The sequence below is a fragment of the Nitratidesulfovibrio sp. D1 genome (assembly GCF_051133415.1).
Classification (GTDB): Bacteria; Desulfobacterota; Desulfovibrionia; order Desulfovibrionales; family Desulfovibrionaceae; genus Cupidesulfovibrio.
This window is the reverse complement of record NZ_JBPGNZ010000005.1, coordinates 383203-407219: the sequence shown is the minus strand read 5'-3', so window position 1 is coordinate 407219 and position 24017 is coordinate 383203. Positions and strand designations below refer to the sequence as shown.

The window sequence follows — 24017 nt, the reverse complement described above, 5'->3', positions numbered from 1 at the left end:
CGCGGGAGTGTTCCCCATGGCGAATCTGCCACAGGACAGGCCGCGTGGGAATGGGCAAAGGGGGCGGGGGGGCCGCCCGGCAACACCGGAAGGCCCCATGAATATGGCAGCGCCGTGGCGGGCCACGGCGCTGCGGAGAACGGCCGGAAACGGGTGAAAATGGCGTGCGCCGGGCGGCGCGGCTCCGGGCGGCCGGGGGGACGCCTACGCCAGCACCACCTCGAAGGCGGGCGGGGTCATGATGTGCTTTTTCACGGTGCACAGTTCCACGGCGCGCATCAGCGCGTCGCGGTATTCGGCGGGAAAGCCCTGCGGCGGGGTGACCACGAAGGTCATGCGGGTGACCTGGAAGCCCTTGGGCGCGAATTCGCAGCCCACGCGGATGCCCAGCCCTTCCGTGGATATCTTGCGGGCCTCGCAGAAGCGCTGGGCGTACACGCCCGCGCAGGTGGCCAGCGAGGCCAGGAACAGTTCGAACGGGGTAGGGGCGGTGCCTTCGCCGCCGTCCTTCACCGGCTGGTCGGTGCGGACGATGGTGTCCGGGATGGCGGGCGCGTCCTGCCCGGCGGCGACGGCGGGGTGGAGAATGGCGTCGATCTTCATGCCGCCGTTGAAGGCGACGTCGATGAACTTCATGGTCATGGTGCGGCTCCTGTGGATGTTCCGGCGTGGGGTGCGGCGCGACAGCCGAGACTGGAGCGCGACTGTTGAGAGTGGGGCGCGCCTGCGCGGGTGTCGGGCGGTGTTCGACCGTGGTGTGGTGTCGTGTCGTGGGGTGCGCCGCGCGGGGCGGCTGCGGTCAGCCGATGGTCTCCATGCGGGCGAAGCGCGGCTCGTGCAGCGGAATGACGATGTCCGCCGCCTCCTTCACCTTGAGCATGATGTCGTAGCCCTGCTTGGGGTTGATGCAGGTGCCGGGGGGAATGACTTCCATCTCCATGCCCCGGATGGCGGCGGGGGGATTCATGTTCTCGTCGATGATGCAGAACCCGGTGATGGCGGCGACGCCCTGTTCCGTGTCCACGAACACGGTCAGGCCGCCCTCGGTGTGCACCGGGGTGTGCACCACGCGGATGCCAGGCAGTATTTCGCGCTCTTCTTCCGTGATCACGCGCAACTGGCCGTTGTCCTCCACGTCGGTGATGTAGTCCTCGAGGTAGCGGAAATCCAGCGGATGCGGGTTGTGGATCGATTCCAGTTCCTTCTCGTGCACCCATATCTCCGCGTTTTCGCACTTGTAGTCGTTTTCGCAGTGGTCGTTGTGCAGGTGGGTGTGGATGATCACGTCGATGTCCGCCGGGGTGAGCCCGAATTTGGCCAAGCCCGCCTCGAAGGTGTGGATTTTGCCGCCAAGGGCCGCCTCGCGGTCGGGCGAGACGATGGGGTTCAGTTCGCCGGTGTCCACCAGGATGCGCTTGTCGCCGCCCTCGATGTACCAGGCGTAGATGGGGATGGTGTACGACGTGCCGTAGTCGTGCTGGTAGGTCATCATGCCCTTGTCGAAGACCTTGGAACCCACGACGATGGGGTGGATGCGGTATTTCATGCGACGCCTCGCGTGCTGACGGTTGCCGGAAGATGGCCGGGGCTTTCCGCGGGCGCTTCCCGCGGGTGCCCGGCCACGGGGCAGAGAGTAAGCACTTCCGCCCCGGTTGTCACGATTCCCTCCCGTTTTGGTGGGAAATGGGCGCGGGGAGCGGAAACGCCCCGGCATCGCGGGGATGCCGGGGCGTGCGGTTGGTTGCGTTGCCGCTTCCGGTGCGCGGGGGCCGGTAGCCCGGCGGCCCGCCTAGCTGTCTTCCTTCAGTCCGTGAATGACGTCCTGCAATTCCGACGACAGCCGGGCCAGTTCGCCCACCTCGCGGGTGGACTGGGCCATGGCCTCGGCCATTTCCGAGGCGATGCGGTTCACCTCGTCGGTGCCTCGGTTGATCTGCTCGGACGCGGCGGACTGCTGCTCCGACGCCGTTGCTATGGACCGCACCTGGTCGGCCGTGGATTCCACGATGGACACGATGCGCGCCAGCGCCTCGCCCGCCCTGGAGGCCAGGTCGGTGCTGCGCTGCACCACCTCGGCCGCGCGGCCCATGCCGGTGATGTTGTCCTGCGTGCCGCGCTGGATGGCGGTGATGGCGTCGCCCACTTCCTTGGTGGCGGTCATGGTCTTTTCGGCCAGCTTGCGCACCTCGTCGGCCACCACGGCGAAGCCGCGCCCGGCGTCACCGGCGCGGGCCGCCTCGATGGCCGCGTTCAGCGCCAGCAGGTTGGTCTGGTCCGCGATGTCGGTGATCACGGTCATGATGTTGCCGATGCCCTCGGCCCGCTTGCCCAGGTCGCCAAGGCCGCCGCTCATGTCGCGGGCGAACTCGTCCACCTTGCGGATGCTGTCCACCACGTCGCGCACGATGGCGCCGCCCGCCTCGGCTTCCGCCCTGGCGTTCTCGGCGCTTTCGGCCGCGCGCGAGGCGTTGGCGGCCACCTCGAGCACCGAGGCGTTCATCTGTTCCATGGCGGTGGCGGCTTCGGCCGTGCGGGCGCGCTGCACCTCTGCGCCGGACCGGGCCTCGTCCACCTGCCCGGCGAGTTCGTGCGAGGCGTTGCGCACGTTGGCCACGATGCCTTCAAGCCGTTCGGCGGTGTGGCGGATGCCTTCCTTGCGGGCCTGTTCGCCGCGCAGGCGGGCTTCCTCGGCCTCGCGCAGGGCGTTTTCGGCCTTGCGGGTCTGCTCTTCGGCCTCGGCGGTCTTGGCCTTGGCCGTGCCCAGCAGTTCGCCCAGGTTACCCACCATGGCGCGCAGGCTGCCGTGCAGGTCCAGCAGTTCGCCCGAGAAGTGGCGCGCGTCGGGCAGGGCGTCGAATTCTCCCGCCGCCACGCGGCCGGATGCGGCCACCAGCATCTGCACCGGGTTGGCCACGGAACGGGCCAGCAGCCACGCCACCACCATCAGCACCACGGCGATGCCCGCGCCCACCATGAGGATGTAGTTCACCACGCTGGCCGACTGGGCGTACACCTCGGCCTTGTCGATGACCACCGCCATCTTCCAGCCCTGGTAGCCGGTGAACACCGTAATCAGCTTGTCCGTGCCGTCCATGGGTGCCTCGAAGGTGCCGCGCTGCATCTTCATGATCTGGGCCATGGCGGGCACGCCGGTGTCCTCGGCCTTCTTGAAGCCGAACTTTTCGTGCCTGGGGTCGGACAGGATGACCGAGGTGTCCTCTACCAGCATGACGTAGCCGGTCTTGCCGATGCGCAGGTTGGAGGTGACCTTGGTCAGGGTGGAAAGGTTGATGTCCACGCCCATGACGCCCACGATCTCGCCGGAGCCCGCGCGCACCTTGCTCATGACGCTGGCAACCGGATAGCCGGTGGTGGACAGGTAGGCCTTGCTGATCAGCGTGTTGCCGGAAGAGGCCATGGCCTCCTTGTACCAGGGGCGCTTGCGCGGGTCGTATCCCGCGGGCACGCCGGAGCCGTCGATGTGGCTGATAAAGCCGCCGTCCTGGTAGCCGATGAAGATTTCGTCGTACCAGTTGTTGGCCTTCCCCATCAGGGTGAGCACCTTGGCCAGCGCCTGTTCCTCGGGCGTCATCGAGGCGTGGAACAGCTTGTTGTCCTGCTTGGTGTCGGCGTACGAGGCCACCTGCCCCTTGGCCTCCACCACCCGGGGCAGCGAGGCCATGTAGACCACGTTGCGCTGGGCCGCCTCGAAGAAGGTGGCGATGAAGTCGTTCACCCGTTCCAACTGGGCGCTGGATGAATCCTCGAAATCGCGCAACGAGGCGCGCCGGATTTCGATGGACACCACGGCGGAAACGCTGCCGATGGCGACGACGATGGACAGGAGAAAGGCGATGATCAGTTTGCTGCGGATGGTCAGAGACATGGTGCCCCCCATGACGACTGGATGTTTACGGTAGGCCCGCCGTGAACCCTTCCGTCGTGTGGCCGGGATTGCGAGGAGTGTGCGCCCGCGCCGGCACCCGGATGGCTCCCCAGCCGCTTCCGTGCGCCGCGCGGCCTTCATGCCCATATTCATGAAGATTGGCAAGAGGCATGCTGTTGTGCATATTATAAATTTGCGAGCATCACTACAATGATAAGGGGTTGCGCTCATGTGTCCAGGGGAGGCGGTCATGTCGCCGTGCCGCCGTGCGCGCATGCGCGGCATGGTTGCGCGCCGCCCGGCGACACTATATTGTCCGCCGCCGGAACGGCGGAACCCCGCCACGAAACTGGAGGAAAGGATGATCATCGGTACGTCGGACACGTGGATGCGGTATGATCTCGGCCCCGCGTGGCGGGCTGCCTTCGCCTTTCTGGCCAACCTCGCGCCCGATGCGGCCTCCGGCCGCCATCCCGTGCCCTGCGCCGGGGCGCCGGAGGGCAGCGTGTACGTGGAGGTGGGGCGCTACGATACGAAGCCCGAAGGCAGCGGACGGCTGGAGGCCCACCGCAGGCATATTGACATCCAGTACGTTCTTTCGGGTATGGAATGGATGGACTGGACGCCGCTGGCCGGTCTGGGGGCCCTGGGCCCCTACGCCGAAGACAGGGACGTGCGGTTCTTTTCCGTGACGGAGCGCCCCTGCGCCCGCGTGCTGCTGCAACCCGGCACCTTCGCGGCGCTGTTCCCAGAGGATGCGCACATGCCGGGCATCGCCGTGCCGGGCGGCCCGGCCGCCATGGTCAAGGCGGTGGCCAAGGTGCGGGTGGACGCCCTTGCCGTGGCAGGCATCCCCGCACGGGGGCTGGACGGGTAGGAAGCGCGGGACAATGACGGCTGATGGAGTCAGGCCGGATGCGCGCGGGCACGCCCCGCGCCGAGGGGGGCGGACGTAGCGCTGACAGGGAGCGGATCGGGACAACCAGGAGGTCTCATGGACATTTTCGATCAGGCCCAGGAACTGGAGCGGCTGGAACGCGAAGCCGCCTTGTCCCGTGCGCGGAGCGCCTCCGCGCAGGGGCGCGAGGGGCCCGAATGGATCGATGGCGTCGCCTGTTGCCGCGAATGCGGCGAACCCATTCCCCCCGCCCGGCTGGCCGCCGTGCCGGGTGTGGGACTGTGCAAGGCCTGCCAGGAAGAGATGGAAGCGGGCAACTAGCCCCGAACCCGGTCACCCCCGAACGGCCCGCGATCGTCATGGTCGCGGGCCGTTCCGCGTTCCGCGTTCCGTGTCCGGCAACGGCAACGGCAACGGGAAGGCGGCTAGTCCGCGATGCCCAGCAGTTCCATGATCAGGAAGCTGACGGAGGCCATGGTGGCGGCGGCGGGAATGGTGAGTATCCACGCCACCACCAGGTTGCCCGCGATGCCCCAGCGCACGGCGGACAGGCGCTTGGTGGCCCCCACGCCGAACACGCAGGCGGTGATGGTGTGGGTGGTGGAAATGGGCGCGCCCATCAGCGAGGCCCCGGTGATGACCACGGCGGCCGAGGTTTCGGCCGCGAAGCCGTGCACCGGCTCCAGCTTGAATATCTTGTGGCCCATGGTCTTCACGATCTTCCAGCCGCCCAGGGCGGTGCCCAGCGCCATGGCCAGCGCGCACGACAGCTTGACCCACAGCGGCACGTGGATGGTGTCGATCTGGTGGAACAGGAACAGGGCCAGGGTGATGATGCCCATGGTCTTCTGCGCGTCGTTGAGGCCGTGGCTGGTGGCCATGAAGGCGGAGGAGACGATCTGCAACTTCTCGAACGACCGCGTCACCGTGCGCCGGTTGGTGCGCCAGAACAGCAGCATCAGCAGCATCATGCACGCGTAGCTGACGGCAAAGCCCGCCAGGGGCGACAGCACCAGCGGCACCAGGATCTTCTTGACGATGGACATGCCGTTCAGGGTGGTGAACCCGGCATGGGTGATGGCCGCGCCCATCAGCCCGCCGATGAGCGCATGCGACGACGAGGACGGCAGGCCGAAATACCAGGTGATCAGGTTCCAGGCGATGGCCCCGAGGAGCGCCGCCAGCACCAGGGTCTGGCTGCCCATGACCATGTCGGTGTTCACGATGCCCTGGCCCAGGGTGTGCGCCACCTCTTCGCCCAGCATGGCCCCGAAAAGGTTCAGCACGGCGGCCATGGCCACGGCGGTGCGCGGCGAGAGCACCTTGGTGGAGACCACGGTGGCGATGGCGTTGGCGCAGTCGTGCGCCCCGTTGGTGAAGTCGAAGATCAGCGCGACGATGACGATGACGACGAGCAGCACCGGTATCTCAAGCATTCTTCAGCACCACTTCCTCGATGGCGTCCGCAAGGTCGTCCAGGCGTTCCACGGCCAACTCGATGCGGTCGTACACCTGGGTCCACTTCATGATGTCCACCACGGCGCGCATGTCGAGATTCTCTATGTCGTGCAGTTCGGCAAGGCCCGTGCCCAGCAGCATTTCGCATTCGCCCTTGATGGCCTTCAGCTGCTTCACCTGCGCGGCCACGTCGGTCTTGTCCTTGAGGCAACAGATCATCTCGCCGGTGATGCCTGCCATCTCGCGCATGTTGCGGGCCATCTTGCGGGCGGGAAAGCGGATGTAGGTGAACCCGTACAGCCGCGCCCGGGTGGCGATGCCCTTGATGAGATTGATGGAGTCTTCCTGGGACAGGTTCAGGCGGTAGATGTCCTCGCGGTCGATGGGGGTGATGAAGGTGAGCGAGAGCTGGCGCGAGATTTCGCGGCACAGTTCGTCGGCCTCCACCTCGATGAGGTTGACGCGCTTGCAGGCGTCGTCGACCTTCCCGAACTCCTCCAGGATGCGGCTGAGCAGATCGGCCGCTTCCACCAGCATGGCGTTCTGGCGGCCCAGCAGTTCGAAGAAGCGGACGGTCTTGGGAAACAGGTTCAAGGCCATGCGGTGGCTCCGGTGTTGTCGTTTGGCGAGTCGGACCCGCCGTCCCCCCCCCGATCCGGCCGGTCCCGCCAATATGGCCGGTCCGGTCGATCCGGTCGATCTGGCCGGTCCCGTGGCGGGGACGGCCGCCACGCAAGCGGCGACGGTTACGGATGTGTTGCGGTCCCGGCGGGTGCCGGACGTGCGCTGCCCATGCGCAAAAAAGGCCGGTCGGGGCCGCGGGAATTCTACGCTTCCCCCAGCGTCCGGGCAACCGGCATTGTCACGAATTCGCCACGAAATAACGCGGTTTTGTTACGGAACGATGACGGAAGAGGCAACCGGAAAGAAGTCCTGCGATGGCGGTATGTTGAGCGTTTGAACAGCCCTTGCCGGGACCGGAGGCTGCCCGCGGCGCAAGAAAAAGGGGCGGGAAGTTTCCCGCCCCGTGATGGGCATGGCCGGGGGATGGCCGCCGGGCCGCGGCGGTGCGGCCCTAACGCTGCATGGCGCGGTATTCGTCCACGGTGACCATGTGCAGGGCCTTCACCGGGCAGGCTTCCACGCAGGCCCCCTGCTCCTTGCCTTCCCTGGCGCGCCAGTCGGCGCACACGTCGCAGCGCACGGCCACCTCGCGGCGGGGCTGCACGGGCTGGGCGGCATCGGCCGCGCCCTCCTCGGGCAGGCCGATGAAGGACAGTTCGATGGCCCCGTACGGGCAGGCCATGACGCACAGTTGGCAGGCGGCGCAGTACTGCTGGCGCATCACCACCACGCCGTCCTCCTGGACCAGCGCGTCGGTGGGGCACACGCGGGCGCAGGGCGCGTCGGCGCACTGGCGGCACTGTACGGGCATCTTGACGCTGTCGGTCTTGATGACGTGGACGCGGGGCTGGAAGAGGTTGCGCTTCTTCACCGCCTCCTTGATGGTCATGTTGTTGTGCGAGGCGATGCAGGCAAGTTCGCACTTCTTGCAGGCCTTGCACTTGTCGGCTTCCGCGAAGACGACGTACCGCATGAGCGAATTGGTCATGGTGCTATCCTTCCATGGTTTGCGCCGTTGCCGGAAGGCCGGTGGCATCCGGGGAGGGCACTTCTATGCTTGCGATGTACAGTTCCCTGCCGCCGGTCCAGTGCACGGCGTCGTGGCCGCACGAAGGGCAGGAGAAGTTCCGCTTGCGGGTTTCCACGTCGCCGCAGGCCGGGCAGGCGCCGCGCAGGGGCAGCAGGTGCACGTCCAGCGGCGCGCCTTCGGCGGGCGTGCCTTCGGCCAGCAGTTCGAAGCAGGCGGTCAGGGTGCGCGGCTCGACGCACGCCAGAAGGCCCACGGCCAGCGACACGCGGGAGACGCGTGCCGCGCCGTAGCGCGCCGCCTCGTCCGAGACGATGCGCAGGATGCCTTCGACAATGGACGATTCGTGCATGACCGCCTGCCTTCGTGGTTTCTTGCGGCTATCGTTCCGTGCACGAGATGCACGGGTCGATGGAGTTGACGATGAGCGGCACGTCCGAAACCTTGCAGTCGTGCATCATCACGCCCAGCGCGTCCCAGTTCATGTACGAGGGCACGCGCCACTTCAGGCGGTTGGGCACGTCGGTGCCGTCGGTGCGCAGGAAGTAGATCAGTTCGCCGCGCGGGGCCTCGCTGCGGGCCACGGCTTCGCCCGCCGGGATTTCCGGCAGCCGGGCCACCAGGTCGCCGCCGGGCAGGTCGCGGGCGCACTGGCGCACCAGACTGATGGATTCCATGGCCTCGCGCAGGCGCACCAGGGCGCGCGAATGCACGTCGCAGCCGGTTTCGGTGATCACGTCGAAGGCCAGGCGCGGGTACGCGGCGTGGGGCACGTCCTTACGGATGTCCACGGCCAGGCCGCTGCCGCGCGCCACGGGACCCACCACGGCGTATTCCGCCGCGTTTTCCGGCGACAGCACGCCCACGCCCACGGTGCGGCCGCGCACCATGGGGTCGTTGCGGTAGAGCTTGTGGATCTCTTCCACGTGCTTCTGCACACGGTCCAGGTTGCGGGTCAGGAAGGCGAGCAGGTCGGCGTCCACATCGTACTTCACGCCGCCGATGCAGTTGGCGGCGAGGTCCATGCGGTTGCCGTACACCGTCTCCTTGATGTCCTGCATGATCTCGCGCACTTCCATCACGTGCATGAACAGCGACTTGAAGCCGATGATGTGCGCGAGGATGGCCACGTTGAACAGGTGCGAGGCGATGCGCTTGATCTCTTCGGCCATGGAGCGCAGGTAGCGGGCCCGCTCGGGCACCACGATGCCCGCGAGGTTCTCCACCGCCATGCAGTAGGTGAAGGGGTGGCTGTTGGAACACAGCGAACAGACCCGCTCGGTGAGCACGATGTTCTGGAACAGGTTGCGCCGCAGGGCCAGCGCCTCCATGCCCCGGTGCACGTGCCCGGCGGTGATCTCCACGCGCTTCACGGTTTCGCCTTCCACGCTCACGCGGAAGTACATGGGCTCTTCAAGGGCCACGTGCAGCGGCCCCACGGGCAGGGTGAAGCCCGCGCGCGGGTCGGTGTTCACGTGGGTATCCATGGTGGTGGGGGCGTGGGGGGTATGGACGGCGGTGCTCATGCCCGTGCCTCCCCGCCGGTTTCGCCGTCGGATTCCGGCACGGTGGTGACGGAGGTGGTGCCCTCGGGCAGCTTCGCCGACATGATGCGTTCCCACAGGTCCTGGGTGGAGGCCCCGTTCATCATGGTGGAAAGGGGAATCATCTGGCCCATGACGCCCGCGTCCAGCCGTTCGTCCAGGAACAGCCGCCTGGGGTTGGGGTGGCCGGTGACCGCGATGTCGTACATCTCCATGAATTCGCGCTCGTTCCAGTCCGCGTTGCGGAACCACGGGGTGATGGAGGGCACCTCGGGCCTGCCCGTTGCTTCGCCGTCCTCGCCCGCTTCAGGCATGACCAGCGGCGCGGTGACCGTGAAGGTCAGGCCGTCCAGGTCGAAGTGGTAGGCGATGGCGCGGCGCGGGTTGGCCGGGTCGCGCTCGGGGTCGTAGGCGGTCATGGTGCACAGGCGCAGGCGGCAGCGGGCCATGGCCGGGGCCAGTTCCGCAAGGCGCGGGGCCTCTTCCAGCACCAGCCAGCCGTAGAGGTTGCCGTGGGCGTCCTCGGTCCAGGATATGTCCGCGCCTGCCGCGTCGGGCAGCCGCTGGTCCAGCAGGGCCTTAGCCTGCGCTTGCGCGGGGCGTGTCAGCATCGGTGCGTCCTCCATCGACAATGGCGTCATTGAGGGCAGGGGGAGTGTCAGTGGCCGGGGCGGCCGCTTCGTCATGTCCGGCTTGGGGTGCGGTCTCGCCCGCGTGGGCGGCCAGCGTGGCGGCGCGGGTGGCCGCGGCCACCTGGCGGCACTTGGGGCACATCCGCAGCAGCGCGGGAAAGTCCAGGTCGTGGGCGTGGTTGGCGTACACGCGGGTGGCCAGGTCCGGCGGCAGCATGCGGATGTGCGCGTCGCAGCCGGTGCAGCGCAGGTAGGGCACGTAGTGGTGCTCCGCCCATTCGTACTTGCGTTCCTGCAGGTGCGCGTTGTGCCAGTCGTTGGTCATGGTGATGGCCCCGGTGGGGCAGTAGTGGCGGCACAGCCCGCACAGGGCGCAGGTGTTATGCCACACCGTGAAGTCGTAGCCGCTGCGGTCCTCGTGCGGCTCGATGCGGATGGCCCCGCCCGCGCACACGTGGCGGCAGATGGCGCAGCCCACGCACTTGGCCGGGTCCATGGTCACCTTGCCGCGAAAGCGGCGGGGGGTATGCGTCTCGGCAAAGGGGAAGGGGTCGGTGGACGGCCCCTGGGCCACGTTGCGCGCGAGTATCTTCAGGAATCCCAGCATGGCTTACTCCTGTAGCCCGAGGCGGGCCATCCACACGTCGCGGGCCTTGACCACGCCTTCGATGATGGCCTGCGGGCGCGGCGGGCAGCCGGGCACGTTGACGTCCACGGGGATGTAGCGGTCGATGGGCCCCTCGATGGAGTACCCGTCGCGGAACACGCCGCCGCTCACCGGACAGATGCCCACGGCCACGGTGACCTTGGGTTCGGGAATCTCGTCCCATACCCGCAGCACCTTGTCCTTCACGCGGGCGGTCAGCGGCCCGGTGATCAGCACGATGTCCGCGTGGCGGGGGCTGCCGCAGTACTTGCAGCCCAGGCGTTCCACGTCGTAGCGGGGGATGCAGGCGGTGGTGGCCAGTTCCACGTCGCAGCCGTTGCACGAGCCCGCGTTGATCCGGTACAGCCACGGCGACCGCACGGAGAGCTTCTTCAGGAAGTTCATGTCGTCTCCTCTCGGGGCTGTTTCTAAATTAGGATTTTCGTTCGTTGGCAAGGAAAACGAGCCTGCCATGAGGGAGTGCGGCAGCCGTTAGGCGAGCTTGCGAGCCTTACGGATGGCGACCGCAACGCGTACTCTTGTTGTATTTGACCGAAATGGCAGGCGAAGTTTGACGACGCCAACGGGCGAAAGGACATTTTAGAAACAGCCCCTGCCTACATACCGCGCCATGCCAGCACCAGACTCGCCAGGGCCAGCACCGAGGGGTACTTGAGATAGAAGGTGAAGGCCTGGTCCACGCGAAAGCGCCCGGTGGCCGACTTGACCAGCGTCAGCGAAACAACCATCAGCGCCGCGCACTTGAGCACGAACCACGGGATGTTGGCGAGAATGCCGCCGGGAACCGTGCCCGGCAGGAACAGCGCCACGCCAAGGCCCAGCACCACCACGGTCTTCAGTGCCGAGGCGATGTGGAAGAAGGCCAGCGCCGGACCGGAGTATTCCAGCAGCGGCCCTTCGATGATCTCGGTTTCCGCCTCGGGCACGTCGAAGGGCACGGTGCCCATGGTGCCGGGCAGGAACAGCAGGTAGGCCAGCAGGGCCGGAATCATCACCGGGTCGAAGGCCAGTTGCCCGTTGGTCAACTGGTAGTCCACGATGCTCGCCAGCGAGAACTCGGCCCCGCCGCCCGTGGCCATGCCCACCTTCATGGCCACGGCCAGCATCACGGCCAGCAGCGGCATTTCGTAGGCGAACATCAGGGTCATCTCGCGCGAGAAGCCCATGGCCCCGAACGGAGAGCTGGAGGCGGACCCGCCGACCATCAGCGCGATGGCGGGCAGCGGCAGCAGGTAGAAGATCACCAGCAGGTCGCCCATGGCGGGTAGGCCCCGGCTGACGCCCGGCACGGGCAGCAGCGCGGCGCACACCGCCATGCCGGTCAGGCCCAGCAGCGGGGCCAGCAGGAAGGCGGCCCGGTTGGCCGAGGCGGGCATGACCGTTTCCTTGGTGAACAGCTTGGCGATATCCAGGTAAGGCTGGATCAGGGGCGGGCCCACGCGGCGCTGCAAGCGCGCCTCGATGCGCCGGTCAAGCCCCTTCAGGAACAGGCCCACCGCGAGGGCGAACAACCCGCCCGGGAACACCAGCAGGCCGAGCAGGCCAAGGCCGGTCTGGGTGAGCAGTTGGGTGAAGAGTTCGGTGGCGTTGGACATGGTCTACCTCCGCTTCAGGGCGGGCACGGCCGCCTGGGCCAACTGCCGCAGCAGGGCCAGGGGTGCGCCGTAGATGTCCTGCGGGGCGAGGCGGGCCTCGTCGGCCTTCATGGCAACGCCGCAGGTGTGGATGTCGGTGGTGCGCACGGTGCCGACCAGCCTGCGCAGGGCGAACCGCCCGCCGAAGAAGGCGACCGCCAGCAGCACGGCCAGGGCGGTGGCGTTGAACGCCCCGGCCCCGGAGGCCACGCCCCACGGGGCGACCGCTAGCCCGGCGAAGCCCAGTTCGCGGCCCATGGCGTCGATGGCCAGCAGGGGCAGGCCGGGGAACACGCCGGTGACGATGCACCCGGCGGCCAGGATGCCCATGGGCACCAGCATGGTGCGCGGGGCCTCGTGCACGTGGGCCAGGTCCGGCGAGGGGCGGCCCAGGAAGGCCGAGTGTAGGAACTTGGCGAAGTAGGCGAGCGTCAGTACGCTGCCCGCCAGCGAGAGCAGGGCCAGGGCCACTTCGCCCTCGGCCATCAGCGCGTGGTAGAGGATCCACTTGGAGGCGAAGCCGTTGGTGGGCGGCACGCCGACCACCGAAAGCGCCCCGATGGCGAACATGGTCAGGGTGACGGGCATGCGCTGTCCGATGCCGCCCAGTTCGTCCAGCGAGTGCTTGTGGGTGCACAGGATGAGCGAGCCCGCCACCAGGAACAGCAGATCCTTGAACAGCACGTGGTTGACCAGGTGCAGCATGCCCCCGGCCATGCCCAGCGGGGTGCCCAGCGCCACGCCCACCACCATGTAGCCCAGCTGGCTGACGGTGGAGTAGATGAGCACCAGCTTGAGGTCCGACTGCATCACGGCCAGCAAGGCGGCCATGACGATGGTGACGCCGCCCACCCAGGCGATGGCGTACATCACCTGCGGCTGGCCCCACTGGGCGGACAGCCCGGTGAAGAAGCCCGCGCCGCCCAGCACGAAGAACAGCTTGGCGAGGCCGAACAGGGCGCTCTTCAGCAGCACCGACGAGATGTAGCCGGAAACCGGCGTGGGGGCCGTGGCCGGGTGCATCTGCACGTCGATGCGGAAGGGCAGTTGCGCCGCCTTCATGGTGAAGCCGATGGCCATCAGGGCCACGGCCGTGGCGGCCAGGGCCACCGGCATGGTCGGCAGGGCGGAACGCACCGCGCCGAAGCCGGGGTCGCCCGCCATGGACGAGAGCATGACCACCCCCAGGAACAGGAAGGCCGCGCCCAGCACGTTGAAGAAGAAGTACTTGAAGCCCTCGCGTAGCGCGGCGGGGTTCTCTTCATGCACGATGACGAAGTACAGGCTCCACGAGCTCATGATCTCCCAGAAGGTGAAGAAGCCGAACAGGTCGTTGCTGGCGGCAACGCCCATCAGCCCGCCCGCCATGAACAGGAAGAACGTGTAGAAGCGCCACTGGGTGTGGCTGTGCTCCATGTAGCCCACGGCGTAGAGCATGTTCAGGCAGCCGATGACCGGCACCATGAGCGCGAAGGCGAAGGAGACGGAATCCAGCCCGCGTCCGAACGCCACCACCGCCACGGCCGCCACGGCCAGGATGATGGCGGTGGCCATGCCCGCCGCCTTGCGGTCGCGCCGCAGCAGGAAGGGCACCACCGCGCCCAGCATGGGGATGAGCACGAAGGGATGCCAGGTCACCGCCAGCATGGGCAGCGCGCCCGCGTCCAGCTTGCCCGCGCCCGCCAGCATGTCGGCCACGGGGGTGACCAGCGACAGGCCAAGCTGCGGCAGCACGCCCAGCACCAGGCACAGCGCGGCCAGCACGCCGGTGGCCGCGCGCATGGAGGCCGGGGCCTCGCGCACCACCGGACCGGTGTAGGGCTGGAAGACCAGGGTGCGCACGATGCGCATGTAGTAGACGCACCCGGCAAGGCTGCCCAGCAGCAGCACGGCGGCCAGCGCCGGATGACCGGCGGCCACCAGCGATTGCAGCATCAGGTACTTGCCTACGAAGCCGTTGAACGGCGGCAGGCCCATGATGGAGATGAGGCCGACGACCATGCACCCGGCGGTGAAGGGCATGACCCGGGCCATGCCCGCAAGGTCCGCCAGCTTCCTGCTGCCCGCGCGCAGGATGAGCCCGCCCGCGCAGAGGAACAGCAGGTTCTTCATGATGGCGTGGTTCAGCACGTGCAGCAGCGAGCCGGTGGTGGCAAGCCACGTGCCCAGGCCGACGACCATGAAGATTTCGCCCACCTGCCCCATGGTCGAGTAGGCCAGCAGGCGCTTCAGGTCGTCCTGGCGCAGGGCCATCAGTTCGCCGTAGAGCATGGTGGCCGTGCCGAGCACGGTGACCATGAGGCCCATGGAGCTGAAGCCCCCGGCGGATTCCCCGGCCTTGAGCAGCACGGCGGAGCCGAACACCGCCAGCATCAGCCGCAGGGTGCCGTACACGCCGGTCTTGGTCAGGATGCCCGACAGCGGGCCGGAAATGGATGAGGGTGCGGCGGGGTGGGCGTCGGGCAGCCAGCCGTGGCCGGGCACCAGACCCGCCTTGACCGCGAAGCCGACGAAGGCCAGCACCACCGCGCCCTTGACTACGGGAGCGGGCAGGGCGGCAGGCAGGGCGGCGGCAAGGCCCGCCAGGGCCGCGAAGTCCAGCGTGCCCGCCTGGGCGGACAGCAGCATGAAGCCGGGCAGCATGACGCAGGCCCCGGCCACGCACATCACGAAGTACTTCACGGCGGCGTGGAACGCCTTGTCCGTGGCCTCGTGGGCCACCAGGAAGTACGACGAGAAGGTCATCAGTTCCCAGAACACGTAGAAGCCGCCGAAGTCGCGCGCCAGGGCCAGGCCCGAGAGCGAGCCGCACATCAGCAGCAGGAAGAACCAGTAGCCGCCCGCGCGGCGGTCGTGGTGGATGTAGCCCACCGAGTACACCGCCACCACCAGGCCGATGCCCGCCATGATCACGCCGAACAGGCGGGACAGCGGATCGATGGTGGTGTCGAGCCAGGTGAGCGCCAGCGAGGCGGCCACCAGGGCCACCCCGGCCAGCGCGCGGGCGCGGCCGGAGACGAGGCCGATACACCACACGGCGAACGCGCCCGCGTAGGGCGCAAGGGCCGCCGGACGCCAGTGCGCGCCGAAGGCGGGCAGCGCGTCGGGCGCGACGCCAAGGGCGGCGGCCACCTGCGCGGTAACGGAGTGCCCGGCCAGGCCGAACGCGGCGAGGAAGAGTGCAAAAAGCCCCGCCTGCACGTGGAACGTGGCGGACGGGGCATGTGGAACGTGGGCGGATTCGCGCCACTGGCCGGATTCGAGACAGATGGCCTGTACTGTCAGCACGGTGGCTGCGGCCAGGGCCATGCCCGCGATGGCCACGGCGGCGGCGTAGCCCCAGTGCCCGGCGGCAAAGGCGGCGTGCAGGATGAAGGCCCGGCCGTCGGGCGCCAGGAAGGGCGAAAGGCCCATGCCCGCGAACATGGCGAAGCCGAAGAACAGCCCGGTCAGGGGCAGCGCGGCGCGGATGCCGCGCAGGTCGTCCAGAGAGGCGGACCCCGCCGTACGGACGAGGCGCGAAAGGGCAAGCAGCGCAAGACACCGCGCCGCCACCTGATAGATGAATTGGGTCGTTCCCCCGACCAGCCCGGCTCCCCCGCCGAGGCCAAGGCCGAGTAGCGTGAGGCCGATGTCGGACAGGAACATCAGGCCCAGCATGGTGAAGGGGCGTCGGCGTGCCGCAAGGGCCGACACGGCGCCACAGAGCAGCAGCAGTGCTCCCAGCATGGCCAGGAACGGCAGTTCGGCGACAGGCGGAGCGGTGGTCATGCGAGTCTCCGTCGTTGAGCGTGTGTGGTGCAAATTGGTTAAACAACCAATTCTTGAGCCCACCTTATTTTGACCGGAGACTTCTTTCAACCCCCCTGATTGTGAACGGGTGGTACAAAAAAGGGTGTGGCTGGGAAAAAAGCGTGTCCATGTCCATGTTTGACCGCGCGAACAATTTTTTTCGCGGCCGGAAAAAGTTTTCGAAAGTTGATCGGATCATCCCGCAAGTACAAAAGATTTGTCAGAGAAGACGTCAGCGGATTGATCTAATGCGAAAAAATGAGAGTGGAGCTTTGTGAAACGAGTGGCGATTCGCAAATGTTTATGTGAGTAAACACTATAGCTGATGAGTGCGTAGTATTCCGTCCGCGGCAACGCCTGCAACGGCGTACGTGGCGGCGTCGCAATGCCTGCAACGGCGCAGCATCATTGGCGCGGGATCGCGGTATGCCCGGCGGTCCGGTTTCGCGCTGTGTCAGGAGTTCGCCAGCAGCTTCAGCCCGGCGATGCCCGCCACGATGCACAGGATGCAGCCCAGGCGGGCCGCGGTGGCGGGTTCTCCGAACAGCGCGATGCCCAGCAGCGCGGTGCCCACGGTGCCCACGCCCGTCCACACCGCGTAGGCGGTGCCCAGCGGCAGATGGCGCAGGGCCACGGCCAGCAGGTACAGGCTGACGGCCATGGCCGCCACGGTGAGCAGCGAGGGCAGCGGGCGGGTGAAGCCGTGGGTGTACTTGAGGCCCACGGCCCAGCCCACCTCGAACAGCCCGGCGGCGAACAGGGCGAGCCAGGCGCCCGATGCTCCGGACGCGCCCGGCAGGGCGGAAATGGACGTGGTGAACGATGGCAACATGATGGCTCCTGCGGCCGCACTGGCGCGGCGGGTTGCGGGCAACAAAAAACCCGGCCGGGGCCGGGCATAAGGACAGCACGCCGTGCGCTGGCGCAGTCCGTGTCATGCGACGTCCCCAACATAGCCACGCCGGGAAAAAAGGCAAGCCGCCACGGCGCGCCGCGACTTGCCGCCATGGGGCTGCCGGGGTATCCTGCGGTATCATTCTTCATCTTGCGCAAGCGTCAGGCTGGTTTCGATGACATTCCGGGGGTACAGTGTGCGCCGCATCGCGGCGGCGATGCGTGGCATGGTCCTGTGCGCCGTGCTGGCGCTGGTCTGCGCGGTCGCGCCCGGAGTGGCCTCGGACGATGCGGCTGGTCCGGCGACTGATTCGGCGGCCGGTCCGGCGACTGATCCGGTGACTGGTCTGGCCACCGACGCGGACGCCACCCCCGTGCTGCGCATCGGGTTCAGCACGTCATCGCCGCCCTATGTGGACATGGTCAACAAGGCGGGGCTGGAGCCGGTCCTGGTGGCCGCCGCGCTGGCCAAGTCCGGCTACCGCATCGTGCCGGTGTTTCTCCCGCATGCCCGCGCGCTGGAACTGGCGCGCAAGGGCACGCTTGACGGCTGCGGCCCGGTGGGGCGTCACACCGATGTGGCGGAACTGGCCGTGGGGGACATGTATCTGCGCTACAGCAACGTGGTGGTCTCGCTGGAGGCCGCCGGGCTGGATATCCGTTCGCTGGCGGACCTGCGGGACCTGGCGGTGACGGCCTTCCACAACGCGCGGGTGTTCATGGGGCCGGAGTTCGCGGCCATGGCCGACGCCAACCCGCACTACGAGGAACAGGTGGACCAGCGGGCCCAGGTGGAGGCGTTCTTTTACCGGCGCGACCGGGTCATCGTGGTGGACGAGCGCATCTTTGCCTTTCACCGCGCCCGGCTGGCCGCACGGGGCGTGGCCGTGCCGGTGCGCTTCCACAGGATATTCCCGCCGCAGGACCGTTTTTTCGCGTTCCGCGACCCGGCCGTGCGCGATGCCTTCAACACCGGGTTGCGGACGTTGCGCGAGAGCGGGGAGTATGCGCGCATCGTGCGATAGGCATGGCCGCATGGCGGACTTCGGGATCATCGGCAACGGGACGGAAAGGATCGGACGCAATGACCACGACGGGACAGGACGCCATCGGGCAGGACTCCATCGGACAGGGGGCTGGCGGCCTTCCGGCCACCGGCAGGCTGGTGGACAGCCATCCCCTGCTGGCCCGGCTGACCGGGCAGGTGGTGTGGAACCTGGCGGAAGAGGCGGGCGCGGACGACGGGGAGTGTTCCCTGTTCATGGACCACTACGCGGCTTGGCAGGGGGCGGCGCTGGGCGTGCTGGAACGGCTGCGCGACGCGCCGGGCGGCGGCCTGCGCCTGGTGGTGGACGACGAGGACCGGGCCGGAGCCTGCCCGGAATGCGTGGCCCTGCATGGCGTGGTCCTGCCGGGCACCCATCCGGACCTTGCCGCATGGCTGCCGCCGTTCTCCATCGGCTGCCACTGCCGGGCCGAATACGTGGAGGCGGCGGAAATGGCCGTGGCCGGTTCGAACCTGCCTCCGACGGGGCTGCGGCCGCCGGCGCACCGGCTGTGCTGTCCGCGCCGTCCGTTGTCGCTGCTGTTGGCGCAGTTGCAGGGACACGAGGAGTAGCACCGGGGAGGCATTCAGATTGGCACAACGGGGTGAAGTCCGCTCGTGTGTCGTTGGCCCTTGTGCCGCAAGGCGTTTGAAGAAAGGTGTTTTAGGCGCTTTTGGAAGAAACGCGCAGAAGAGTGTGCGCCGATTGGTACGGTTATCACAGGCATGAGAGAAAAACGGGCGGCCCTCTCGGACCGCCCGTTGTATTTTGCCTGTGTTCTGCTTTTGCCTTCCGGGTAAGGCAAAATACGATAAAAAATCCTGCGCGATTCTGCCGCGCCAGCGCGGCATGTTGCGTCAATTCAACTCGCGTCCAACCCAGATTGCGCGGCCTATGATACGGATTCCGTTGGACAAGTCGTCGTGCGCATCCACTCCAATCGGCGGGTAGTCGGGGTTGTAGCTGGAAAGGACCAACTTGCCCGGCTCTGCGTTAACCGACTTGAGGTAGACCAAGTCTTCCACGCCGACGGCGTACAGCAGCCCAGGGCGGGGGACGCGCTGGCTCTGATCAATAAGCACCACGTCATTGTGCTTGATGTCCGGCTCCATGCTGTCGCCGGTTACCCGCATCAGGACCATGGATGACGGCTGCCCCTTGCGCATGAGGAAGTCTGTGTGGAAGGCGTAACGCCGTTCCACGTCTTCTCCCACCTCGAAACTGCCCGTACCCGCCGACAAGCGGGCCTCCACCATGGGCACCAGCATGATCTGGCCGTCCTTGCACTCAATGACATGCCCCCCTGCTTCTTTGGGGTGTCCTACTGGCTGCGCAAGGGGGGCGCCCACTCTGAAGCTCCCGATCTGCGCGGGGACGTACTTGGTTTGAGGGCCGGTGAAAACCGGTCCTTCTCCCAAAAGAAGCCATGCCGGAGCCACATTGAACCGTTTGGATATATTTTCCAGAAACGTGCTGTCAGGAAGGCGTTCACCCTTCTCATAGCGCGCCAAGGTCTGGGCATGCACGCCAAGTTCTGCGGCAAAGGCTTCGCGCGAAATTTTCCCTCGCAGTTCTTCGATCCGCTTGCCAATCATACGCAAAACTTCCAGTCCCAAACTTTTGCAAGGCTTGCCTGCGCCGATTTTTGCGCGCGGCTCGACTTAACTGTTTGGAATGTTTTCCCGAAGCTTCGCAAAGCCGAACGGGAAAGTTTTGCGCCATTCAGCGTTGACTTTCTATTCCGTTTGGATAAAAATGGAGCTGCGGGGCGGTAAAGGTTTCATCGTAGCAAGCTGACCTTATCCGCCCGGCCTGCACGGGTCAACGCCCGGAGCGTAGAGACTCCGGACGGTAAACCCAGGAACAGACGGACGGTTGCCGGTGACTGCGATCCAGTGCTCGCTTTCGACGACAAGGCAGCCCGCCTTGCCGGGTTGAATGTCACGCTGAAGGCGTCCGTGCAGCGCGCCCTTGCCTCGTGCGGGCTTTCCCGTGCGCAGGTGGTGGACCGCATGAACGCCTTGGCGTCGGAAGCGGGAGTCAGGCTGACCACCGGCAACGCCCGTCAATTGTCCTTTGCTACGCCCGGCAAGTGGCTGAATCCCGCTGACCGCGAACACCCGCCACCGGCGTGGCCGTTGGTTCGGCGCTGATGGCCGTCAGCGACCCCGAAGGACTGGAATATCTGGTGGAGCGGCTGACCGCTAAACCGTGGACGGCGTGGTAGATGATAGCGGCATTACACAAACAATTTGAGCGAGCAAAACGGCATATTCCATGGCACTGGCGTAATGCCATACCCGTAGACAACGTTCGCATCCGTACGACGCGGGAGACACTGGAGCGCTGCGCGGACCTGATCCACGCGCAGCGTGGCGGGGCATACCTGCGCTTTGGCGATGGAGACATCTACCTAGCCCACGGCATGAACGATGCACTGCAAACAGCCACGCCGGAGTTCGCGAAGGAAATGCGCGAGGCGTTCCAGTGCAATATGCCGGGTGTCCTAAAAGCATTGCCCATACATTCTGAAAAATTCGGATGCGAGGAAGGAATGTCGCCGGGCGTCTTCCTGATGCGCGACGAAGCGGCGGAACGGTTCCTGCGCAGGACGCTGGAATGTTTTTCGGGCCACCCCATCTACAGCGCCGTGGCGCTGCACTATCAGTTCGTCGTGGACTTCGAGTATGCCGTGGCCTTCCTGAAGCTGCTGCAACAGAACACCATATTGTTCGTGGGTGCCGGGGATGTGCCGGACGCGGACAGGAACCTGCTTTTTGGCAACGCACCCCACGTCTGCACGCCGATGAAGGACTCGTACCGCGCGTTGGACAGAATCGAGCGGGAAACCGTGGCGGCCCTGGAAGCTCGGGACGCCTATGGGGTGGTCGTGGTGGCCACCGGCTGCGCTGGCCGGGTGCTCGTCAAGCGCCTGTTGCGCCGTGGCCTGACACGATTCTTCTATTTCGATTTCGGCAGCCTGCTGGACATCATCTGCGGGTGGCATACCCGGACATGGCATACGCGGGCGGGCATCACCCAGGAGCAGATCAAGCGCCTGAAGCGCGACCTTGCCCGCACCTGATCTTGCAGGAAGGACCCGCCGGAGGCGTCCCTTCGTGCGGATGCACGCATCAGTAACAGCTAATGCAAAGCACCCGGCGATGTGCCCAAACGAAAAATGGCTTACCTGTGTTTCAGGTAAGCCATTGATCTTTCTGGTGGAGACGATGAGGATTGAACTCACGACCTCAGCATTGCGAACGCTGCGCTCTCCCAGTTGAGCTACGTCCCCAGTCAGGAGAAGGCTGTATATACCTGTTGCCGTCCGACCGCAAGAGGCCGGGGCGGAAAAATTTCTCCGGACGGGCGGGCCGGGGACGGCCGCTATTCCAGTCCCAGTGCGGCGCACAGGGTGCGCACCCGGTGACGGTAGGTGTGGTGGGCCAGGATGTGCGCCCGCCACGCCGTGGCAAGGTCGCCGCACAGGGCCGGGTCGCGCTCCAGACGGTCCAGCAGGGCGGCGAGGCCGGGCGCGTCGCCCGTTCCGGCGGGGGGCAGCGTGCCCTTGCCGCCGCCGCGGGCCGGGGAAAAGGCGATTTCCCGGCGCAGTTCCTCCGGGAAAATGGCGAGGCCGGGCGTGTCGTCGGTGATGCAGAAGCCGCCCGCCGCCCACACGTCGAAATGGCGCTGGGTGAGCCCGGCGGGCAGCAGCAGGCTGGTGACGTTCAGCGACCAGCGGGCCGCGCGATACACGGCGGGCAGGGTGGCGTAGTAATCCACGGGAGGCCGGATATCAGCGCCCGGCGGCAGCACCGGCTTCCAGCCGTTGTCGCCGAACACGGTCAGCCCGTGCGGGGCGGCGGCAGCAAGGCAGCGCACCCGCCGGGCCAGGGCGCATTCCTCGGCCCCCAGGCCCGCCGCGCGCACCGCGTTGCCTGGCCACAGTTCCGCGATGCCGAGGCGCGCCGTCCACCAGTGGAAGTCGGGCCGGGGGCCGGGCGCGCCGAGCAGGCCGAGCGCCTCGTCCAGCAGGTCCGGGGCCATGCGCTGTCCGGCGAAGAAGCCCCCCTTGCCGGGAAAGGCGGAGCGTCCCACGAACACCACGGGGTTCAGATTGTCGCAAGCGGAAGTGGCCGTCCCGGCCTTGCCGGTTCGGGAGGGCGCGGCCGCGCTGTCCGCCGTGGACTGTTCCGGCGCGAAAAACTCCGGCCCAGTCGCCAGCGGCAGGTGGATAACCTGTTGCGCCCCGTGGGCGCGCAGCAGGGGAATGAACGATGCGTCGGTGACGCACAGCAGCGCCCCGCGCCACCACGGCCCGCGCAGGGCCGAGAGCAGGTGGAAGGGGTTGTCCACGCACCATACGGCCACGGGCACGCCGCAGGCGCGCAGCAGGTGGAAGCGTTCGCCCCAGGCGTCGAGGCCCGCAAGATTCACGCTCAGGAACAGGGCCGGGCGCTGGTCGGCCAGCAGGCGGGGCAGGTCGGCGTGCAGGGTGTCCGGATCGGCCCGGCGCGGGGTAAGCCCTTCGGCCGCAAGGGCGGCGGAAAGTTCCGGCAGCAGCAGGGAGCCTTCCGTGCCCGGCAGCAGCACGGTGCGGGAACGGGCGGATGGGGAGGCCGCGCGCAACGCTGCGCCGTCACCTGCGGCAGTCGGCTCCATCGCCAGCGCCGGGGCCATGCGCACGGCCCGCGCCGCGCCCAGCAACGGCCCCCAGAATGACGGGAACAGCCGTTCCGCTTCCCTGTAGGTCACCACCAGCGCGCGGGACAGGCGGCGGGGCGGAAAATCTTCGGGCGCGGCCTGCGTCCACCCGGCGGGGATGGCCGCGCGCCATGCGCCGGGCGTGGCTTTGTCCATATGATGGATGAACGCCGGGCATTCGATGACGTACACGGCCGGGGCGCTCCGCTCGTCCGGGGGGGCATTCTTTTTTCGCAGCCCGGCCAGCGCGGCGGTCACCGCGCGGTGCGCCGTGGCCGGATTCGGCCCCAGGCCCAGCACCACCACTTCGGCGGGGGCGCCGCCGTCCTGCCCGCGCGGGGGCAGCACGTCGAACGTGGCGGGCAATGGCCGCGCGCCGTCCGCCTGCGCCTCATCAGGCCGCATGTCATCCGGCCGCACATCATCAGGCCGCACATCATCAGGCAGGGTGCGGAGCTGCCCCAGTTCGTTTGGGATGCGCAGTCGGGCGGGGCGGGTCATGCTGGTCCTTGGCGGGCGGAGGGGTTTCGGGTACAAGCGGCCACGGGTGACCACATGAAGACATACCGCGACCACTATTTTCTGAAGGCCAAGCAGGAGAACTATCCCGCGCGGTCCATCTACAAGCTGAAGGAAATCGACAACCGCTTCAAGCTGTTCCGTCCGGGCATGAAGGTGCTGGACCTGGGGGCGGCCCCCGGCTCGTGGTCGCTCGGCGCGGCAGAGCGCATCGGCCCGAAGGGGCGGGTGCTGGCCTGCGACCTGCAAGCCACCGACACCCAGTTTCCGCCCAACGTCACCTTCATGCAGGAGGACGTGTTCAACCGCTCGGAAGCGTTCGAGGATGCGCTGGCGGCCATGGGGCCGTTCCACGTGGTGATCAGCGACATGGCCCCGCGCACCACGGGCACCAGGTTCACCGACCAGGCCCGTTCGCTGGAATTGTGCATCGAGGCCCTTGCGGTGGCGGACCATTGCCTGATAAAGGGCGGCAGTTTCGTGGTCAAGATTTTCATGGGGCCGGACGTCAAGCAACTGGTTGACGCGCTGCGGGCCCGCTTCGAGACCGTGAAGACCTTCAAGCCCAAGAGTTCGCGGGCCGAAAGCAAGGAAACGTTCTACGTCTGCCTCGGGTACCGGGGCGACGGACAGCAGGACTGACGGACAGCGCCGATTGCGCGCGCCGGGCAGGCATGCCGCCCGTCGCGCGT

Annotated in this window: 23 protein-coding genes and 1 tRNA gene; 7 read left to right on the top strand and 17 right to left on the bottom strand. The window is 67.2% G+C overall.

Features of this window, described 5'->3' with window-relative positions; all coding sequences use genetic code 11:
• Positions 1 to 204: 204 nt before the first annotated feature.
• The 3 genes from ACR4XJ_RS12530 to ACR4XJ_RS12520 all read right to left on the bottom strand — a co-directional run bounded on the left by ACR4XJ_RS12530 (position 205) and on the right by ACR4XJ_RS12520 (position 3886).
• Complete coding sequence (locus tag ACR4XJ_RS12530) at positions 205 to 642, bottom strand: OsmC family protein (protein WP_434755508.1); 438 nt, start codon at positions 640 to 642, stop codon at positions 205 to 207.
• A gap of 157 nt (positions 643 to 799) precedes the next feature.
• Entirely contained in the window at positions 800 to 1546 is a 747-nt protein-coding gene (locus ACR4XJ_RS12525) for an N-acyl homoserine lactonase family protein (protein ID WP_434755507.1), read from the bottom strand.
• A 243-nt stretch (positions 1547 to 1789) separates the two neighbouring features.
• A complete protein-coding gene (locus ACR4XJ_RS12520) occupies positions 1790 to 3886 on the bottom strand; it encodes a methyl-accepting chemotaxis protein (RefSeq protein WP_434755506.1) in 2097 nt (698 codons plus the stop codon).
• 361 nt (positions 3887 to 4247) lie between these two features.
• Between ACR4XJ_RS12520 and ACR4XJ_RS12515 the strand changes: the two genes are divergently transcribed.
• Both ACR4XJ_RS12515 and ACR4XJ_RS12510 read left to right on the top strand, forming a co-directional pair.
• Entirely contained in the window at positions 4248 to 4763 is a 516-nt protein-coding gene (locus ACR4XJ_RS12515; RefSeq protein ID WP_434755505.1) for a YhcH/YjgK/YiaL family protein, read from the top strand.
• 117 nt (positions 4764 to 4880) lie between these two features.
• Entirely contained in the window at positions 4881 to 5105 is a 225-nt protein-coding gene (locus ACR4XJ_RS12510; RefSeq protein WP_434755504.1) for a TraR/DksA family transcriptional regulator, read from the top strand.
• Positions 5106 to 5209: 104 nt separating this feature from the next.
• Here ACR4XJ_RS12510 and ACR4XJ_RS12505 read toward each other — a convergent pair whose 3' ends face one another.
• From ACR4XJ_RS12505 to sugE, 11 genes are all read right to left on the bottom strand, one after another.
• Complete coding sequence (locus tag ACR4XJ_RS12505) at positions 5210 to 6220, bottom strand: inorganic phosphate transporter (RefSeq protein ID WP_333507383.1); 1011 nt, start codon at positions 6218 to 6220, stop codon at positions 5210 to 5212.
• Positions 6213 to 6842 carry a DUF47 domain-containing protein gene (locus ACR4XJ_RS12500; RefSeq protein ID WP_434755503.1) on the bottom strand — a complete coding sequence of 210 codons (630 nt, stop codon included), beginning with the start codon at positions 6840 to 6842 and terminating at the stop codon, positions 6213 to 6215. Before ACR4XJ_RS12500 ends, ACR4XJ_RS12505 begins: the two co-directional genes overlap by 8 nt.
• A gap of 475 nt (positions 6843 to 7317) precedes the next feature.
• A complete protein-coding gene (locus ACR4XJ_RS12495) occupies positions 7318 to 7854 on the bottom strand; it encodes a 4Fe-4S dicluster domain-containing protein (protein ID WP_434755502.1) in 537 nt (178 codons plus the stop codon).
• A 4-nt stretch (positions 7855 to 7858) separates the two neighbouring features.
• A complete protein-coding gene (locus ACR4XJ_RS12490; protein ID WP_434755501.1) occupies positions 7859 to 8245 on the bottom strand; it encodes a hydrogenase maturation nickel metallochaperone HypA in 387 nt (128 codons plus the stop codon).
• 28 nt (positions 8246 to 8273) lie between these two features.
• Positions 8274 to 9380: a nickel-dependent hydrogenase large subunit gene (locus tag ACR4XJ_RS12485; protein ID WP_434755593.1), complete on the bottom strand. Its 1107-nt coding sequence runs from the start codon at positions 9378 to 9380 to the stop codon at positions 8274 to 8276.
• Between the two features lie 35 nt (positions 9381 to 9415).
• Positions 9416 to 10048, bottom strand: coding sequence for an NADH-quinone oxidoreductase subunit C (locus ACR4XJ_RS12480; protein WP_434755500.1), 633 nt, complete (start codon positions 10046 to 10048; stop codon positions 9416 to 9418).
• Complete coding sequence (locus ACR4XJ_RS12475) at positions 10017 to 10676, bottom strand: 4Fe-4S dicluster domain-containing protein (protein WP_434755499.1); 660 nt, start codon at positions 10674 to 10676, stop codon at positions 10017 to 10019. Before ACR4XJ_RS12475 ends, ACR4XJ_RS12480 begins: the two co-directional genes overlap by 32 nt.
• Positions 10677 to 10679: 3 nt before the next feature.
• On the bottom strand, positions 10680 to 11120 hold the full coding sequence (locus tag ACR4XJ_RS12470; RefSeq protein ID WP_333507374.1) for an NADH-quinone oxidoreductase subunit B family protein: 441 nt from the start codon (positions 11118 to 11120) through the stop codon (positions 10680 to 10682).
• Between the two features lie 212 nt (positions 11121 to 11332).
• Positions 11333 to 12331 carry a respiratory chain complex I subunit 1 family protein gene (locus tag ACR4XJ_RS12465; RefSeq protein WP_434755498.1) on the bottom strand — a complete coding sequence of 333 codons (999 nt, stop codon included), beginning with the start codon at positions 12329 to 12331 and terminating at the stop codon, positions 11333 to 11335.
• 3 nt (positions 12332 to 12334) lie between these two features.
• The gene (locus tag ACR4XJ_RS12460; RefSeq protein WP_434755497.1) at positions 12335 to 16141 is read right to left on the bottom strand and encodes a complex I subunit 5 family protein; all 3807 of its coding nucleotides are present in this window, start codon (positions 16139 to 16141) and stop codon (positions 12335 to 12337) included.
• 475 nt (positions 16142 to 16616) lie between these two features.
• Positions 16617 to 16994, bottom strand: coding sequence for a quaternary ammonium compound efflux SMR transporter SugE (gene sugE, locus ACR4XJ_RS12455; protein ID WP_434755496.1), 378 nt, complete (start codon positions 16992 to 16994; stop codon positions 16617 to 16619).
• Between the two features lie 289 nt (positions 16995 to 17283).
• Between sugE and ACR4XJ_RS12450 the strand changes: the two genes are divergently transcribed.
• Both ACR4XJ_RS12450 and ACR4XJ_RS12445 read left to right on the top strand, forming a co-directional pair.
• Positions 17284 to 18081, top strand: coding sequence for a substrate-binding periplasmic protein (locus ACR4XJ_RS12450; RefSeq protein WP_434755495.1), 798 nt, complete (start codon positions 17284 to 17286; stop codon positions 18079 to 18081).
• Positions 18082 to 18140: 59 nt separating this feature from the next.
• A complete protein-coding gene (locus tag ACR4XJ_RS12445) occupies positions 18141 to 18674 on the top strand; it encodes a hypothetical protein (RefSeq protein WP_434755494.1) in 534 nt (177 codons plus the stop codon).
• 285 nt (positions 18675 to 18959) lie between these two features.
• Here the strand turns inward: ACR4XJ_RS12445 and ACR4XJ_RS12440 are convergent, their stop codons facing one another.
• Positions 18960 to 19697, bottom strand: a complete 738-nt coding sequence (locus ACR4XJ_RS12440; protein WP_434755493.1) for an XRE family transcriptional regulator — start codon at positions 19695 to 19697, stop codon at positions 18960 to 18962.
• A 300-nt stretch (positions 19698 to 19997) separates the two neighbouring features.
• Here ACR4XJ_RS12440 and ACR4XJ_RS12435 point away from each other — a divergent pair, with 300 nt between their 5' ends.
• Positions 19998 to 20255, top strand: coding sequence for a hypothetical protein (locus ACR4XJ_RS12435; protein ID WP_434755492.1), 258 nt, complete (start codon positions 19998 to 20000; stop codon positions 20253 to 20255).
• A gap of 401 nt (positions 20256 to 20656) precedes the next feature.
• Positions 20657 to 21187, top strand: a complete 531-nt coding sequence (locus ACR4XJ_RS12430; RefSeq protein WP_434755491.1) for a hypothetical protein — start codon at positions 20657 to 20659, stop codon at positions 21185 to 21187.
• A 134-nt stretch (positions 21188 to 21321) separates the two neighbouring features.
• Here the strand turns inward: ACR4XJ_RS12430 and ACR4XJ_RS12425 are convergent.
• Both ACR4XJ_RS12425 and ACR4XJ_RS12420 read right to left on the bottom strand, forming a co-directional pair.
• Positions 21322 to 21397, bottom strand: a tRNA-Ala gene (locus tag ACR4XJ_RS12425).
• Positions 21398 to 21489: 92 nt separating this feature from the next.
• Complete coding sequence (locus tag ACR4XJ_RS12420; RefSeq protein WP_434755490.1) at positions 21490 to 23307, bottom strand: glycosyltransferase family protein; 1818 nt, start codon at positions 23305 to 23307, stop codon at positions 21490 to 21492.
• A 54-nt stretch (positions 23308 to 23361) separates the two neighbouring features.
• Between ACR4XJ_RS12420 and ACR4XJ_RS12415 the strand changes: the two genes are divergently transcribed.
• Positions 23362 to 23967 (top strand): RlmE family RNA methyltransferase, encoded by a 606-nt coding sequence (locus tag ACR4XJ_RS12415; RefSeq protein WP_434755489.1) that lies wholly within the window; start codon positions 23362 to 23364, stop codon positions 23965 to 23967.
• Positions 23968 to 24017 lie beyond the last annotated feature (50 nt).